At 32.9% G+C, this 17,907-nt stretch carries 10 protein-coding genes and 3 CRISPR repeat arrays (2 of these 13 cut by a window edge); all 10 genes read right to left on the bottom strand.

Annotated elements, in window-relative coordinates:
* Positions 1-3,450: a CRISPR direct-repeat array (repeat unit 29 nt; unit sequence CTTTATATCCCACTACGTTCAGATAAAAC); it reaches 2 nt to the left of the window's first position.
* Between the two features lie 231 nt (positions 3,451-3,681).
* The 10 genes from cas2 to AB3U99_RS07805 all read right to left on the bottom strand — a co-directional run bounded on the left by cas2 (position 3,682) and on the right by AB3U99_RS07805 (position 15,885).
* Positions 3,682-3,945 carry a CRISPR-associated endonuclease Cas2 gene (cas2, locus tag AB3U99_RS07850; RefSeq protein ID WP_400246731.1) on the bottom strand — a complete coding sequence of 88 codons (264 nt, stop codon included), beginning with the start codon at positions 3,943-3,945 and terminating at the stop codon, positions 3,682-3,684.
* Between the two features lie 5 nt (positions 3,946-3,950).
* Entirely contained in the window at positions 3,951-4,937 is a 987-nt protein-coding gene (gene cas1b, locus AB3U99_RS07845) for a type I-B CRISPR-associated endonuclease Cas1b (RefSeq protein WP_400247994.1), read from the bottom strand.
* Positions 4,927-5,448 carry a CRISPR-associated protein Cas4 gene (gene cas4, locus AB3U99_RS07840; protein ID WP_031539854.1) on the bottom strand — a complete coding sequence of 174 codons (522 nt, stop codon included), beginning with the start codon at positions 5,446-5,448 and terminating at the stop codon, positions 4,927-4,929. The genes cas1b and cas4 overlap by 11 nt, the downstream gene beginning before the upstream one ends.
* A 14-nt stretch (positions 5,449-5,462) precedes the next feature.
* Positions 5,463-7,724 carry a CRISPR-associated helicase Cas3' gene (gene cas3, locus AB3U99_RS07835; RefSeq protein ID WP_400246730.1) on the bottom strand — a complete coding sequence of 754 codons (2,262 nt, stop codon included), beginning with the start codon at positions 7,722-7,724 and terminating at the stop codon, positions 5,463-5,465.
* Between the two features lie 63 nt (positions 7,725-7,787).
* The gene (gene cas5b, locus AB3U99_RS07830) at positions 7,788-8,525 is read right to left on the bottom strand and encodes a type I-B CRISPR-associated protein Cas5b (RefSeq protein ID WP_400246729.1); all 738 of its coding nucleotides are present in this window, start codon (positions 8,523-8,525) and stop codon (positions 7,788-7,790) included.
* Between the two features lie 11 nt (positions 8,526-8,536).
* Positions 8,537-9,430, bottom strand: coding sequence for a type I-B CRISPR-associated protein Cas7/Cst2/DevR (cas7i, locus tag AB3U99_RS07825; protein WP_400246728.1), 894 nt, complete (start codon positions 9,428-9,430; stop codon positions 8,537-8,539).
* Positions 9,423-11,198 carry a type I-B CRISPR-associated protein Cas8b1/Cst1 gene (cas8a1, locus tag AB3U99_RS07820; protein WP_400246727.1) on the bottom strand — a complete coding sequence of 592 codons (1,776 nt, stop codon included), beginning with the start codon at positions 11,196-11,198 and terminating at the stop codon, positions 9,423-9,425. The genes cas7i and cas8a1 overlap by 8 nt, the downstream gene beginning before the upstream one ends.
* A 24-nt stretch (positions 11,199-11,222) precedes the next feature.
* Positions 11,223-11,924: a CRISPR-associated endoribonuclease Cas6 gene (cas6, locus tag AB3U99_RS07815; RefSeq protein ID WP_400246726.1), complete on the bottom strand. Its 702-nt coding sequence runs from the start codon at positions 11,922-11,924 to the stop codon at positions 11,223-11,225.
* Positions 11,925-12,235: 311 nt separating this feature from the next.
* A complete protein-coding gene (locus tag AB3U99_RS07810; protein WP_400247992.1) occupies positions 12,236-13,174 on the bottom strand; it encodes a helix-turn-helix transcriptional regulator in 939 nt (312 codons plus the stop codon).
* A 329-nt stretch (positions 13,175-13,503) separates the two neighbouring features.
* Positions 13,504-14,445: direct repeats of the CRISPR family, unit length 29 nt; unit sequence CTTTTATCTGAACGTAGTGGGATATAAAT.
* Positions 14,446-14,529: 84 nt separating this feature from the next.
* Entirely contained in the window at positions 14,530-15,885 is a 1,356-nt protein-coding gene (locus AB3U99_RS07805; RefSeq protein WP_400246725.1) for an IS1182 family transposase, read from the bottom strand.
* A gap of 154 nt (positions 15,886-16,039) precedes the next feature.
* Positions 16,040-17,907: a CRISPR direct-repeat array (repeat unit 29 nt; unit sequence CTTTTATCTGAACGTAGTGGGATATAAAT) (it continues 68 nt past the right edge of the window).

The raw sequence follows: 17,907 nt of genomic DNA, 5'->3' as shown, positions 1-17,907 counted from the left end.
TTTATATCCCACTACGTTCAGATAAAACTTTTAGTAACGATTTACGCTATGTCATTCGTTTCCAGCTTTATATCCCACTACGTTCAGATAAAACAAAGGTTGGAATGTTAATTTACAGATAAGTGTTCCTGCCTTTATATCCCACTACGTTCAGATAAAACATTAAAACAATTCATTTTGTGGTGTGAGCAAACATACTTTATATCCCACTACGTTCAGATAAAACGTGAAAGGCATTAAGGATGCTCTTAAGCAAATCATTCTTTATATCCCACTACGTTCAGATAAAACGCTGAGGTTTTGGCACAGAACTGGGGCAACTTATCATTCTTTATATCCCACTACGTTCAGATAAAACAATAAAGACGGTGAAAGAACTGGGAATATTGAACTACTTTATATCCCACTACGTTCAGATAAAACTTATATAATGAAATGACTAACCTTCAATTAGCTTCTGCCTTTATATCCCACTACGTTCAGATAAAACAAAAGGAACAGATGGAATTGAACGGGTATTAACTGACTTTATATCCCACTACGTTCAGATAAAACTAAAGACACTTTTGTTTCGTCCGAATCGTAAGTAATCTTTATATCCCACTACGTTCAGATAAAACAGATGCTGGAAGACCTAACGGTACACTGTACAAGTATGCTTTATATCCCACTACGTTCAGATAAAACAAAACTTGGCATCTGGAAAGGCGGAACCCCTCCTTACTTTATATCCCACTACGTTCAGATAAAACAAGGATCAGGAGCCGAGGACAAGCCTATATGTTCTAACTTTATATCCCACTACGTTCAGATAAAACCCCTACTACTTCCTCTGTAACGTGGAATTTAACTCCCTTTATATCCCACTACGTTCAGATAAAACGCGGTAACGCTATTGTGTTCTGCAACCAGTCTTTCCTGCTTTATATCCCACTACGTTCAGATAAAACCGGTAACGCTATTGTGTTCTGCAACCAGTCTTTCCTGCTTTATATCCCACTACGTTCAGATAAAACACTTAACTTTTGCTACATCTTCACAATAATCACATACCTTTATATCCCACTACGTTCAGATAAAACTAGCATACGAATACACATTGCCTAAAGCAATTAAATCCTTTATATCCCACTACGTTCAGATAAAACCAGTTGCTGCAATTGATTTGATTAACTCTGTTATATACTTTATATCCCACTACGTTCAGATAAAACAGTTGCTGTCTGCCCCATGCTGTTATGGCAATAGCCACCTTTATATCCCACTACGTTCAGATAAAACTAACTACTCCTAAACAAATTCGATTCCTGGAACAGCGCTTTATATCCCACTACGTTCAGATAAAACCTTATTGTAATTCGTTTTCATAGATGTGTTTTCCAGCTTTATATCCCACTACGTTCAGATAAAACGCTAATGTACCGTTATTTACAACTTCAATTACGGACTTTATATCCCACTACGTTCAGATAAAACACAAATAATTGATTTTTGAACAATGCAAATCCTTGCTTTATATCCCACTACGTTCAGATAAAACGATGGTTTGTTCGTATACATCTTCCCTATTTTTCTCACTTTATATCCCACTACGTTCAGATAAAACGTTGCACATGATAGAAATAATTCCAATAAAGTCCTTTCTTTATATCCCACTACGTTCAGATAAAACTTTGATATAATTGGAGATAAAGCGATTATATACGACTTTATATCCCACTACGTTCAGATAAAACCAAGTCTTCCTCCTTCCAATGCTTCTGCTCTTACTTCTTTATATCCCACTACGTTCAGATAAAACTCATCTTCATAATCCATTAAACTAAACCATTTCAACTTTATATCCCACTACGTTCAGATAAAACTTTTTAGTTTATGAGTCATTTCCTCAGTGGCTTTTATCTTTATATCCCACTACGTTCAGATAAAACTAGAGCACTCAATTGTAGAATTGAAGATCTCTATCAACTTTATATCCCACTACGTTCAGATAAAACGCTATACCTACTACAGCGATTGCTATCAAACCTATCTTTATATCCCACTACGTTCAGATAAAACCCGCCCAATGCTTATAAGCTTCTGCGCCAAATAAAGCTTTATATCCCACTACGTTCAGATAAAACAATAAGCAACAGCGCATCTATAAGCATCTCGAATTACCCTTTATATCCCACTACGTTCAGATAAAACGATGATGTAGGAGCCGAGGAACTACCAAGTAATATCAACTTTATATCCCACTACGTTCAGATAAAACACTACTCTATTTAATGCTTCATTCGCATTTTCAATACTTCTTTATATCCCACTACGTTCAGATAAAACCTGGAAGGCTGAACAGAAAATAACCTTTAAATATAAAAACTTTATATCCCACTACGTTCAGATAAAACGAAAAAGAAAAGAAATGTTAACGTTCCGATTACTTCTTTATATCCCACTACGTTCAGATAAAACGTTTAGCAATCGCATATGCACCAAGGACTTTTCCACGCTTTATATCCCACTACGTTCAGATAAAACGTGCCTGTGTTTCTATGAATCAATGAAACTTTCTCACCACTTTATATCCCACTACGTTCAGATAAAACTCTTGCCCTAATTCATCTACATCAGATACATAGTGTCTTTATATCCCACTACGTTCAGATAAAACGCTCTACATATTCTGGTCCTAATTCCAACATATCTTTCTTTATATCCCACTACGTTCAGATAAAACGGTTGTGCAACCATGTTTGGATATCCAGTTTGATTAATTCTTTATATCCCACTACGTTCAGATAAAACTCCAGTCACGACAGCTAGAATAGATGCTGCTAAAACCTTTATATCCCACTACGTTCAGATAAAACGCTCTACATATTCTGGTCCTAATTCCAACATATCTTTCTTTATATCCCACTACGTTCAGATAAAACGGTTGTGCAACCATGTTTGGATATCCAGTTTGATTAATTCTTTATATCCCACTACGTTCAGATAAAACCGCTAATAACCAAGCACCAGAACCAACGCAACCAACTTTATATCCCACTACGTTCAGATAAAACAGAATATACGCACCAGGATTCTTTACGGATCCGATCTTTATATCCCACTACGTTCAGATAAAACTTAAACACGAGATTAGCCATTTCAGAAGCAATTACTTTCTTTATATCCCACTACGTTCAGATAAAACACATTTTGAGTGTTTTTGACACAATGATGAAACAAACTTTATATCCCACTACGTTCAGATAAAACACACGATCGTGAGTTACCTCTATATGTTGACCCAACTTTATATCCCACTACGTTCAGATAAAACATCATGTTGGTGATGGAATTCTTATGAAGCAATCTACCTTTATATCCCACTACGTTCAGATAAAACGTGGTTAAGTGAATCAATAGAGACTGATACATATATTAACTTTATATCCCACTACGTTCAGATAAAACCCCAAAAAACAACACATCAAGAACCCTATTATATCAAGGGATGAGGTACATTATTGTAATACCGCAATTTTTCTAATTTGCAGTGAACCTTTAGTTGTGTTTTTGTAAAAGCTTTAAAATATGCTTTAATTCCTTTGATAGCAAGGTTTTTAGAGTTTTTAAAAAAAAGTAGGTTTGATGCAAAATCAATGCTTATTTAAAGTAATTCTAACATTAAAATAACTAAAACTACTACAAAAAGAGATCAAATGGATTCTTTTCTCTACCATGTACAATCTTTTTTATATTACGTGGATTTTTCACTTGGTAGACATATATGGAATCTGTTTCTTTGTTTACTATTTTATTTAATTCCGCTATACACTTCTTATATTTTCCAATTGTTATTTCACCTTCAAAAACAGAATTTTGTGTCCAATCAAGATATTCCCTAAGTTTTTTACAAACTTTTCCCACTCTTTTTTCATTTACATCATAAGTAATAATAACAAACATTTAATCTACCACCACGCTTTCAATGGTTTATATACTTCATCATTAATTACATGCTTAATTAATTTATAACACTCAAGCCGGATTAAATAACGATAAGTCGTATTTCTCTTTAACATTCGATGTTTAACAGATTGATTTAATTTTTCTTCCCAAGCCATAATAAATTTTTTCTTACCCTCATCGTTTAAATAACATATTTCTCCTTCTAAATAATCAAAATGCTTCTTTGTAATTTGCCTTCGGTTGATTAGAGAAAAAATTATCGGATCAACAATTAATGGCTTAAATATTTCAGCAATATCTAAACTTAATGAAAATCTCTTAGTTGATGGCTCATGAAGATAACTTATGGTAGAATTCAATGAAGTTTTGTAAATCTCCGTTAATACTACTCGATACATTAATGTATTACCAAATGAAATGAGGGCATTGATTGGATCTCTCGGAGGTTGCTTTTCTCTTTTTTCAAAGACAAAACCTTGTTTAAAAATGTGATTAAAAGATTGATAGTACAAATGACGAATTTGTCCTTCTCGTCCCATTAATTCTTGAATACTTGTGGAAGTGTGCAACTGGTTTGATAGTAATAGAATTCCTTCTATATACTCAGCAGGTATTTCTTTATGCTTACGTAGATTTCGAAGCATATGATGAACTGCACCATTTAAAAATTGGTAAGCAATATACAAGCGTTTATATTTATCAGAGTAATGTTCAGTTTGCTTGACTATAACATGGCCAGATTCTTTAGCATCTCGAGGATTAAATGCACCAGTAAAAAAACCATAATAATTATAAAACTGTAGTGTTATTCCATATTGGCTTAAATAAGTTAACAGCTTTGAATTCACATCAATTTCTCCAAATAAATGCAATGTTTGAATCTTTTCAATAGGAAGTGGCTTTTTCTGCCCGTCTTCATTTTCAAAATATATTGTATTATCTTTTCTTTTTAATCTTCCATTTGAAAAGACATAGTGATCACGCATCATCATCGTCATCCTCTCTAGAAAAACAAAATGGATAATAGGCACAACTTTTACAATAGCGTAGCTTCTGTATAGGAGGCGGAGTGTCTCGATCGATAATTTGATACGCTTCCGCAATTGCTCGCTGAATATTTTTTTTATTCTCTTCTGTCAACAGTACCTCAACGGTTTTCTTTTCTTTTGTATAGCTGATTAAGCCTTTTTTCTTCATTCCTCGTAAAAAAAGCTGGTACAAATAAAACAGCATTTGCATTTTATCTGACTCTTGCATTTTACTAGATAATTTAATTTCTCTAACATATTCCCCCTCAATTGCATCTATCTTAAATGCACCATCAATAAGAATTTCTTTTTTATTTAGGCGAGGATAAGAAGTCTCATGAAGAATAGATCCTTCGAGCACTCTATCTGACTCACTTTCCATCCCAATTCCTTTCTTATATAACCAAAGCTTTCTTTTACAGACAATATAGTAGGCTAAATCCACACCACCAACTGTTTTCGTTTGTAGCATCCTCTTATCTCTCCTTATAAAATTTGACTATTAGAAAATAATTTTTTATCATTTGGATATTTAAGACCGACTGTTGAATCATATTCATAATCAATTACTTTAATAGATTCATAGCTACCTATCTTTAAAAATTGTTCCTCTCTATTTAATTTTTTTGCATTTGCAACTCTAAATTGTGGAATATCTACTGTAAACTCATATAATTCATCACGAAGTTTCGCACGCTCTTCTCTTATCGCATTCGTTGCTTTTATTCGTAACGTTTTACTGTATTTAGCAACTAAGTCCTCTATTGTATTTTGATTTTCCTGATAAACGGAATATGGAATAATCGTTTCATTAAATATTTCTCTTAAATCTGTAATTCGAGGATCTAATTCTTCATCATATTCCTCTATACTTGTTAAAATATCCAAAAACTCTTTAACATCGTTATAATAAGTACTCTTTTCTATACGCTGTGTAGTATAGTTTTTTTCTATTAATTCCATCTTTAACTCTTCTGTACAAATAATAGGAGAATTATATTCTTGCAAAGCTTGTTTAGAAATTTCAAAAATACAACTATCTACTACACTATATTTATCACGATAACTAATCCCTGATGTATAATCATCTCCACCATCATAAACAACTACATTGACTCGTTCATGGTCTAACATTCTATTTCTATAAACTCTACCCATTCGTTGAAATAGACCACTCAAATCAGAAAGTTCTGTATAAAGAACATCGAAATCAATATCTACACTTGCTTCTACCACTTGTGTCGTAATCCAAATACCAGTGCTCGGATTCTCCAATTTCCCCATTTCTTGAATAGCAGCTTCTTTCGCTTTACGATCCATTTTCGTAAATCTACTATGAAATAAAAATACATCGTCACGCTCTTTTAATGCATCATGTATTTCTTGAGCTTTTTGAACAGTATTTACGATTATCAATATTTTTTGGTCTATCTCATTTTTCATAATATCCTCTATATTTAATTGCTCGTTCTTTACGATCAGACGATGCCGAACTATAACTTCTCCATTCAATTTTTTATAGAAAGGATCGCATGGTTGCTTAAAAGGAATATTTAATTTTCCTACCATCAAATCTAATAAAAATGGAGCAAAAGTTGCTGTCATAATAGTAAAATTCCCACCTATATCTGTTATCTCTTTTAAAGCAACAAGAAGGCAAGCCAGCATTTTTGGTGAATACATTTGAATTTCATCTATTACTAATTTGGAATAGGCTAAAGTAGCTAATTTCTTTTCAAACCCTTCTTCCTTAAAGACAAAATCTAAAATTTGATCAAGCGTAGAAATGGTCAAAGGCATCGACCACTGTCTTGTCTTTTCGAAATAATCAATTGAATAAAGATCATTTTTCACATATTCACTTTCTGTTTCTGAATGTAGTAATGCAACCTCTTTAAAATTAATTTCACTCTCTATACGCTTATATATACTATTAATCGATACTCGAAGCGGCAGTGTAAAAAAACCTTTACTGCTCCCAATCCAATATAATGCTGCTTCTGTTTTTCCTATGCCAGTCGAAGCAATCACAATATTATTTTCCTTTTGATTTTCCAGCAAGTAATTTTGCAGTTCATTTCTTCCACTCTTATATTTAACCGCAAGGAACTTATCTACATAATTACCTAAACCAGGATTAGCAATTTCCACCGGGATATGTGCACTTGCAGCATAATCAATTTTGTTAAGCAAGCCTTTTACAAGCACAAATTGTTTAGCCTGTTCTTGATTTCTTTGTTTTCTTATTCTTCTATTAAGATACGGCTTAAAATTTGCTTTTGGTTCAGCCAAGAAAAATGGAAATGCTTCTTTAAATGAAAGATAATACTTGGGTAAATCATAAAGAATCGTTTCTTTCAAATCTTTAGGGCTAGCTGCCGATCTTTTATGGTGATAATAAACAGCTTGTGCCACAATTTCTCTTTCCTCTTTATTTTCTAATATTTCCTTATAAGGAATAAATGCACAGCTTAAATATCCGTGGGGAACTTCCCCCGCTTTCGGTAAAATATCTTCTAATAAATAATCGGTCTTTTTTAATGCTTTCAATAATTTATTTTGAAATTTTGTATTAATTTTTCCGACATCGTGGTAAATACATGCCATTTCCAATAAATCACGCCTAAGATTCGGAATATTACCATAAATAACTTTTAGTCTTTCTAACTCTTGTAATAATGTTTTCGTATGCTTTACTATCGTTTCTTCTAATTGTACATCTGACTTAGCGAGAAATAAATTATTCATAATATACTCCTTTCAAAATAAGACTAGGAATTCCTAGTCTTATTCACTTCCATAGCTTGTCCTTTATGCAAAAAAGACAATATTCCCATCTTCATCGAATTCATAAACATTATCATTTAGAACTTCTCTGCCTTTTGCTCCATAAAATACAGAAACTTGCTTCCATCTTCTTTGCTCTAATCCTTTTTTGATTTGTACTTTTTCATAATATCGATTTAGCTTGTAAACAGTGGCAAACTCTATACCTTCAGAACTGTAGCTCTCAAATAATTCTACAGGTATATATGCAGAGTAGTTTAATGTATAGGTGTCTTCTAATTCTTTTCCCTTTATGTTTACAAGCTTTACCTCTTCAATTCTTGCCAAATCCTCCCTACGCCCAAGCGAAATATACTCGGAAGGATTTTTAAACGACTGATACAAAATCTCTAAATCTTCTTCCTTTTCCGGCAAAATATGAATCATTAATTCTACATCTGTTAATAGTTCCGTTGTACTTACTCCTCTTGCTAATCCATAGTCCCGATTATCTTTAGAAGAATGCAATTTATAGGCATGTCTTGCTGTTTCATATGTTGCTGCAGCAAATTCATATCTTGTTGCTAAATCATTGACTTTTGAATAGTAATCCCCTACAATACTGATTTTTAATGGATGATATTCGGTAAAACCACATACGCGATGAATCATTCCTGATACAGTAGAGTACGGAGGAAGCGGATATGTTTCTTTTAATTGAAAACTAGATGGCAACTTATAATTAACCATATTTTGATAAAGTTTTATTCTCAATGCCTTCATATTGTCACCACTTAATCTAAGTAATAGTTGCTTACTTCTTTTTGGATAAAATCAAAGAAAGCAGCAACAGATAAAGGAGAAAGTGTATCTTTAATTTGTTGATCATTATCAAATATTCCTTCAATGAGTCCGCATTTTGTATAATCTGCTATATGGCTTTCTAATGCTAAAACACTCACTAATGTTTGCACATTTAGTTTATTATCCTTTACTTTAATACGGTTTTCAAAAAACGGGTTTTTTATATCATACACCCCACCAATTACAAATAATGGCGAAAAATTCTCTCTTCTTCCTTTTATATCACGATATAAAAATTTTAAAGTTTGCAGTAAAGCATTTACTCTGTTGGCTTTTTCCTCATTAGAAACAGAAATTTCCTTCTCATTATGATCGATGCCTACTTGATCTAAGTCAATGGTAACTGTATACGTATAATACGAATGATGCATCTCGCTTTGCGCAATATTGCCACCTTTTTTTTGTTCTTTTCCTTCCGTTATAGTTGCAGCTTGATAACGATCAAATAATCCTTTATTAGTTAAAAAATCTGTATCTGCTTGAAAACTTTCTAATGCAATAGCATTAGATAAACGAGCAACAGCAGATCGTGTTTTCGTTCCTTTATTTGTTTTCATATAACCAAATAAATCAATTTCAGGATAATCAGAAATTTGAGCATCTGGAGCAAATTGTATAACAGAGCCATCCAATTCAAGCGGAGTACGATCTTCACCCATTTGCTGGATGATGTTATAGCGAAGTGCCTGCCTTGAAATATATGTAAAACTATCGCCTGTTCCCCTTGTTATTTTTTTTAATGACGTGACATTTCCGACTCCTTCACCATAGTTGCCACTTTCTGCTTCAAAAACAATCGATAATGTTAAACCTTTTTTATTCATTTTCGTCTTCCTCCTTTTTATCTCCTTTAGGGTTAAGTCCTGAACGCAACCCTAAAACAAATGCATAGCCAAGTGTTTGCAATTTATCTTCATCCGTTAATGCCTCTGTCATTTGAGGGGGAATGATTAATTCTCCTTCTCTTGCTGCATATAAATGGGCATTGATAAAAGTGTCCATAAATTTTCCTGTATCCTTTGTTTTTAAAGCATTAAGTAAACGATAGGTAATACCACCTAATTTATTGCTGGCATTTCTAACCTTATAATTATAGGCTAACTTTCTACCTGCATTTTCCATATGCGCAATTGTTTCCCTATTAACATAAGAATAATAAACACTCATCGAACCATCCTCCTTCTCTTTTTGATTTCGTACAATCGTTCCTATAAAGCTATTATTTAAGTATAAAATGTCTAATATTAGTCTGTTACTTCTAATCGGCTCTTCTGGTCTGTTCGGCAAATTTGTCCTACATAATAAACCAATTAAATCAAATTGATTTTTATTACTGTATAAACGTTCCATTACATTTTGATAGATTCTTAGGTAAGAACCATCGCCTGTTTTCACTACCTTGCTAATCATATTGCTTAATGATTTTTGATGTCTTTTAATAACTTCTAATTTATCTTTTGATAACACATTATAAGTGTATGGTCGAAAATTATCTGTCTTATTATCTGTATTGCTAAATTTAATGACTTGAATATTATCTATCTCATACCTTGATTTTTTATTTTTTTGATTTTCCATGAAATCTATTAATTGATAATATGTTCTTGCTTCTAGTAGTTGAATATTATCATCTGATTTAATGACATACATTTCATGATTGTTATTTAATCTAGTTAGAGCTTCAACAGAACTGTTACAATTGACAAAATATCCTTGATTATTCATAAAAGTAAACCCAGCAGGAATACACGAATAAATAAAATTAATAAGCGGTGAGATATAGCATGTGTTTGACTGCAAATTCCAAAAATGAGATTTCTTCTTCCCCATATCTACTCCCATACTGGTAAGCCAACTCATCCCATATGCATATGGCTTTTCTGTTTTTTTAATAGGCTGATTGCTAATAAAGCATACATATTTATCTTTTGTGTGATCTTCCTCATAATAAAACTTGACCGGATTAATAAAATATTTTTTATACTCTTCAAAAATATCAGCTGTTGTAGCTTCTTTTGATTTATACAAAAAAGATACTCCACCCCAAAAGTTCTCAATAATTGTATAGGCAATATTTTTAGCAAGAATAAATTTTCCCACCTCCTCTTTTTCCAAAAATTCAATAATAGTTTTCAGATAATGTATTTGTTCATGGATTTCATTTTGAATATCTGAAACGGTTTGATTCTTTTTTAACTTCAGTTTTTTTAGCTTTTTTTCCATCTCTACTAAATCTACTTCCGTACAAGACATCATTTTATATGCAGCTGTATAACTATTACTTTTAAGATTCTTTTTTGCTCTTTCAATATATTTATTCCAATCTTCTATTGTCTTATCATCCCATTCTTTTTTATAAAGAAAATCCTTTCCCTTTGTTACAATAAAAGTATGTGATAACAGTTCTTTATACCTGTTTGCGAAATAATCAAAATAATAATGATGGAAATTTTCTAAGATTGATATGTCAAATTCTACATAGTTATTAACACATTTGTAAGAGGTAATATTGGCATCCTTTAAGATATTCACAAAGCCCGTAATCCCAGCATTTAAAAGTGCATCAGCAGTCTCTATTCTTGCTATTGTCACTATCCATTCTCACCTCCTCTCAAGTTATAAAACATCTATACAGCCAAATCCTTGGTTACTCCGAAGTGCTATACCCTCCGAATAGAATATTCTTAAATCACGAGGATCACCTTCTAACAAGAATCGGCCAGTATTTCCTGTAAAATATAAATTTCCTGATGCTTGGTGCAAATTTTCTTTCACAACACTTTTTTTCATCTGATGTTTTAATATTTTTATTGGTTGGTATAAAGGTCTTCCATACTTACTATTCATCATTTTCGAACTAATAATATTTAATTCTTCTTCAAAATTATCATCATCAAAAAGCAATGGTTTTCTCTCTTTTGATTCCACTAAAATCGGTGTTAAAGTTTTAAACCAAGATTGTGACTGTACAATTGTCTTTTCTTTGACCATCTTCATCCCAGTAAATTTCATAATGCTTTCTTTATAGTGGTATTCGCTCTTTTGCTGGCTACCATTAATGAGGTAAATCATCATTTCCATATTCGAACTGGTCACTGTTAGATTCAAAGATTCTGAAACTATTAAATCTCCATCGATTTGAATATTCGGAAAATAAGGAGCGAAAGAAAATCTCTTTGTCTCTTTTTCCCTCTCTACAAAAAACGACTGATAGAACTCTTCTGATTGTGAGCGAATCATTTCCTTTATGTACGATAATAGTAATAACCGATACCGTATTGGGAAGTACTCGATTTTAAAACTAAACACACATCTCACTTTATCACTCCTATTTAATATTATTTTATTCAATATTACCTTACTATTTCATCTTATACCAAATAAAGGTAATACGCAATATTCACACTATTTTTCTTTATTTATTATTATAATAGATAAACTGACAAAAAACGTCAGCGAACACATGTTTTTTCAAAAAAACACAAAAAATGGAGTAGGGTATTGATCACCCTACTCCACTACCTGCAAAAAATTAATTAATAGATAGTTATCCCGCTACGTTCAAATAAAAATTAATGCTTAATGAAATAATAATAAATTTTTATATCCCACCACTGTTCAGATATAATTTATTCCCCATAAATATCCAATAACTTTTTATACTCATTCTTTAACTGTTCTCTAATGTGAAGAGGCTCCATTACTTCAGCATCCATTCCATATTTCCTGACCCATCGTAAAAATAATTTACTCATTGTTTCAATAGTTAAAAGTATTGAACCATCTTCCTTTTCTTCTATTATAGCATTCTTATCATAAAATTTTTTTTCCTTTATGTATTTCCCTACTTTATTACTAAATCGTACAACAAATTTATTTCTTTCATCTGTATAATCCATTTTCCAATTTGCCAGATGGTTAGCTATAGAAAACTCCTCTTGAAACTCATAGATTTGCTTTTCTATTTGCCATGATCTGATACGATCTATACGAAAATTACGAAACTCCTTTTTTTCATTACAATAAGCAACAATATAATAATGATCATCTCTATCGATAAGATAATAGGGATCAATTATTCTTTTTGTTTCCACTTCATTTGTAGGACTATAATAAGCAATCATTAAACTTCTTCTTTTTTCGATAGCCTTGACAAGCGAAATCACTAAATTTTCATCATAGTTATCACGATAAAGGAAATGATGTAATATTCGTTCACTAATTACCCGATTCCATCCTTTTTCTTTGCTTGTTTTCTTTCGTCCAACCTTGTATTCTGTAAGCATCGAGTTTTCTGAAATCACATTTTGCTTTGGAAGTGCTTGTGTTAATAGAAGTGAGAACCATTCTCTATCAGTTAAACCAACATTATGTTTAATTGGCTTTTCCATTAATAGATAGCCTTTTTTCTCAGTATGAAAATAGTAACCAACTGTTTCTAACTCTCTTATATCTCGATAAATATTGCGTTTAGATGTATTAGTAATAATAGCCAATTCCTCTGCGGTTACAAAATCTCCAGCACTAAGGTAGTCAATAATTTTAAAAAGTCTTTCCACCTTATTCATTTTCACCTACAACATCCCCTAAAATAAATTCCGATTTACTACTAAATATAATATACTATAGATAATAATATGTTGTCTCAAAAACAGTAAATAACTATAAAATGACGAACGACTATATTATATTTACTATAATTAAACTACAAATCTGCAGTAAACCTATTTTTATTTATATTAGCTTCAAACATAGAAGCGACAAGGGTTTGAATAGTTTTTTATAAAAAGCAGGAATACACGACTATAGGTTCGCTGCAAAATGGATAAATACTATTAAAACAACAATTGCCTTAAAGCCTTGATACATATAGGGTTTTCACATAATAAATTTGAGGCTTTTATCTGAACGTAGTGGGATATAAATCTGTTTACAGTCACGTTTACAAGTGCTACTCCAATTTCCTTTTATCTGAACGTAGTGGGATATAAATAATGATGTCACTAAGATTTATGATGTTCCTGTAGATACCTTTTATCTGAACGTAGTGGGATATAAATTTTATATAACGACGCTGTTTCATAATATCCATCGCACCTTTTATCTGAACGTAGTGGGATATAAATTTATAAAGGATCTACAGGAAAGAAATATAAAAGCGCTTTTATCTGAACGTAGTGGGATATAAATTACTAATTACAGAAACATTGATAATTGTTGGAACACTTTTATCTGAACGTAGTGGGATATAAATAACTTATCTAAGTAATTAATCATGATGTCCTCCTATCTTTTATCTGAACGTAGTGGGATATAAATGATTATCAGACTATTAGTGAGGAATCACCAATTGACTTTTATCTGAACGTAGTGGGATATAAATGAGAACATTTGCTTAATCCCTTCCCACATTTTAGACTTTTATCTGAACGTAGTGGGATATAAATAAGAAGGGGAGAATTTAGCGGAAATATTAGGGTTTTCTTTTATCTGAACGTAGTGGGATATAAATTCGGGTCAACATATAGAGGTAACTCACGATCGTGTCTTTTATCTGAACGTAGTGGGATATAAATATACGATATCATAAAAAAGGCGCTAGACTTTTACATCCTTTTATCTGAACGTAGTGGGATATAAATTCGCAAGCACCACGAGGGAAAGTGGAAACATTGTCGGTCTTTTATCTGAACGTAGTGGGATATAAATAGAGTAGCTGTCTTTTTGCCAAAATCACTTATTTTCTTTTATCTGAACGTAGTGGGATATAAATTTAGGACAGTTGATACTTTGCCGAGTAGTGGCAGACCCTTTTATCTGAACGTAGTGGGATATAAATGATTTAGTAGTTAAATGAGTTAATTTCATAATTCGAGCTTTTAAAGAAACACAGACTTACAGAATTTTATCTCCTATAAAATTTTTAAGCTGCTTGTTGCTTACTTAACTTACGGTTAATCCTATCTGCTCCTAACTTGGAAGCATTGTAAACAAGCGTTACGAGATCAAAATGGACTTTCGCTCTTTTCCCAGTACGATAACGAACATTGTTGAGCTGGAAATAACCTTTAAGATAGGCATTTACTCGCTCAACCGCTGTACGTCGTTTAAAGATGGTTTTCCAAGTTTTTGATCCACGGGCTGGTGCGGTATATCTTCTAAGATCGGTTGTGATTTTTACTTTGTATACTTTCTGGCAAAGACCATCATTCGCTAACGGACAGTCTTTACACTCTTTTGGACGTGTATATTTTAATGTTTCATACTGATGATCAAAGCTATCGTAACGGTAAGAATGCTCTCGAACACATGTAGGGGCGAAGTGCTTATCAAATCCAATAGGTTCGGGTTCATTCCGCTTATTATAAGCAATCACAGATTGATGCCCCATTCGATGAATTTGGGTATAAATCGCTTCAAAATCATAACCTGCATCCATTGTTTGATAACGCATGGAAGGAAACAAAACGTGTTCGTGAAGTCCTTTTAATAAAGGGATTGCAGCTTTTCCATCATTTAAATTAGCGGAAGATAGAAGAGATTGAAAGATATACTGACTCTTTGTCCCTACAGCTAAATGAGCTTTGTAGCCATACCAAAAAACATTTTTTCCTTGGCTGTTTTTCTTGATTCCCCATTGAGGATCTTGAGGAATTTCAGCTCGAAGTTCATCCAGAGGAATATCTAGTTGTTCTTCTATTTTCTTGTCATAAAGTGGAAGGTTGGCTTCCTGTTCTGCTTTTTCGATAAGCCATTGTTCACGCTCTTCTTTTGATTTACGTCCACGTTTTTTCGGTTCCGATTTTGGCTGTTCTTCCTTTGGAGGTGCTGCATCTTTGGCTAGTACATGAGTGGCATCAATGGCAACTGTGTCATCCTCCACAAAGCCTTCTGAAATGGCTTGATGGAGCAGTGTTCCTTGCACATTTTCAAGAACATCGGATTCACAAAGAACAGTAATCATTCTAGAATAAGCTGCTTCTGAGGGGATAGAGTCTGAAACTAAAAACCCACAGTCGAGACGAAAGATCATGTCATATTTTAACCGTTTCACTAAATCCTTAATAAACGGAATTCGCTCCGTAATTCTAGCGATGAGCGAATAAATCATCGCTGCATAGTTTAGCCCAACAGGCCTTCCAAAACGCGATTTCTTCGTTACCACAGCGAAGATCGGTTCGATGTCAATAGTAGAAAAAACAGCTTCAAACCGTTGGGTAGGTTCTAAATGATATAATTCTTGTAGGTCAAATAGGCTTCCTTGTCGTATAATAGTCATAGGGAGTCTTCCTCCAGTCTTATTAGTTTGTGTAGTGCTTACTAAATTCGACATTTTGGGGAGGTACTCCTTTTTTTGTGTCTCTGAGACCTTGAGGCTCTAAGCGTTAAATTTATGAAATTGATTCAAATATAAACTAATTGCAGTAGATAATCTTTTATCTGAACGTAGTGGGATATAAATAAGTGTATTGAATACATATGGCAATCCTGTGCTAACTTTTATCTGAACGTAGTGGGATATAAATGTGAATAAAACTTCTTTAGCCTTCTTATCTACCTTCTTTTATCTGAACGTAGTGGGATATAAATATGACTATCTGCTAGTATTGGAAATTCCTTTAATACTTTTATCTGAACGTAGTGGGATATAAATTTATCCCTAGTAAAGCACTTGATTCTTCTAACGGGACCTTTTATCTGAACGTAGTGGGATATAAATTATTGACGGTAATAAGTCCGTTTTCATCTACTATCTTCTTTTATCTGAACGTAGTGGGATATAAATGAGCGAATAAAATTACTAAATATATCATCAACTTTCTTTTATCTGAACGTAGTGGGATATAAATAGTGATTTAAGTATACATTCACTCAGGCACACACATGCTTTTATCTGAACGTAGTGGGATATAAATGCAATTATACGCAAATGATACAAGCGCATCAAATTGATCTTTTATCTGAACGTAGTGGGATATAAATGGAAGGTCATCTTTTATAACGGCTTTCAATTCTTCACTTTTATCTGAACGTAGTGGGATATAAATAAAGAACAGCTTAGCGGATTTGAATAAAAGAGCACAACGCTTTTATCTGAACGTAGTGGGATATAAATTTGTTATTTACTTTGTACTCAGTCAAAGGACGATTAGCTTTTATCTGAACGTAGTGGGATATAAATTTATTTAATCTATTTATCATCTTATAAGCATAACCACCTTTTATCTGAACGTAGTGGGATATAAATGAACGATGTGTATATTCTGATGAAGAATATATTTCAAACTTTTATCTGAACGTAGTGGGATATAAATAGGGTTTCCGAAAGCATTTTAAGACAAGTGAAATACTTTTATCTGAACGTAGTGGGATATAAATGCGTCTTGAATTGCCTTTGCCTCCGCTTTATCAAAAGACTTTTATCTGAACGTAGTGGGATATAAATGATTATTAGACTTTCGATTCTTGTATAAAAAGTATCGTCTTTTATCTGAACGTAGTGGGATATAAATGTAGCACCGGTTGCACCAGTTGGCCCTTGGATTTTAACCCTTTTATCTGAACGTAGTGGGATATAAATAAGATTATCGAGATTAAAAACCTCATCAGCCTATCGCTTTTATCTGAACGTAGTGGGATATAAATTTATAAGAAGTTAAAGTTCCCCGTCTTCCTTCTTGTCTTTTATCTGAACGTAGTGGGATATAAATGGCATTTTTCTAGCCTTGTCTAACATTCTTCTTCTCACTTTTATCTGAACGTAGTGGGATATAAATACAGAAAAGGCACGTGCTGAAATGAACGCTAAATTCTTTTATCTGAACGTAGTGGGATATAAATCAGTTACTATCTTCTTACCCACTGCATTGTTTAAACTTTTATCTGAACGTAGTGGGATATAAATGGGCATGACACAAGAGGATGTGGCAACTGAAGTGAATCTTTTATCTGAACGTAGTGGGATATAAATTATGTAGAAGATGAGGAATCTATAGCGTTGTATGGCGCTTTTATCTGAACGTAGTGGGATATAAATGGTGGAGAACGAAAAGAATGGATCATCACAGTTGATGCCTTTTATCTGAACGTAGTGGGATATAAATTGAGTTACTGCTTCGAAACAGGATGCAGTTCCCTTACTTTTATCTGAACGTAGTGGGATATAAATGATTTTAATGAGATGAAATACGGTGGTACGCTAACTGTTACTTTTCTCTGAACGTAGTGGGATATAAATCAGGTTCATCTAAACCGCTCGCTCTAGTTTCAGCACCCCTTTTATCTGAACGTAGTGGGATAT

It is taken from the genome of Niallia tiangongensis (assembly GCF_044704065.1).
GTDB lineage: Bacteria > Bacillota > Bacilli > Bacillales > Cytobacillaceae > Niallia > Niallia tiangongensis.
This window is presented reverse-complemented; position numbering and strand designations above follow the sequence as displayed.

Coding starts and splice junctions, on each gene's coding strand:
- cas5b (WP_400246729.1), bottom strand. CDS start 8,525: ATGAAGGCATTGAGAATAAAACTTTATCAAAATATGGTTAATTATAAG.
- cas3 (WP_400246730.1), bottom strand. CDS start 7,724: ATGAATAATTTATTTCTCGCTAAGTCAGATGTACAATTAGAAGAAACG.
- cas1b (WP_400247994.1), bottom strand. CDS start 4,937: ATGATGCGTGATCACTATGTCTTTTCAAATGGAAGATTAAAAAGAAAA.
- AB3U99_RS07805 (WP_400246725.1), bottom strand. CDS start 15,885: ATGACTATTATACGACAAGGAAGCCTATTTGACCTACAAGAATTATAT.
- cas2 (WP_400246731.1), bottom strand. CDS start 3,945: ATGTTTGTTATTATTACTTATGATGTAAATGAAAAAAGAGTGGGAAAA.
- cas4 (WP_031539854.1), bottom strand. CDS start 5,448: ATGCTACAAACGAAAACAGTTGGTGGTGTGGATTTAGCCTACTATATT.
- AB3U99_RS07810 (WP_400247992.1), bottom strand. CDS start 13,174: ATGAATAAGGTGGAAAGACTTTTTAAAATTATTGACTACCTTAGTGCT.
- cas7i (WP_400246728.1), bottom strand. CDS start 9,430: ATGAATAAAAAAGGTTTAACATTATCGATTGTTTTTGAAGCAGAAAGT.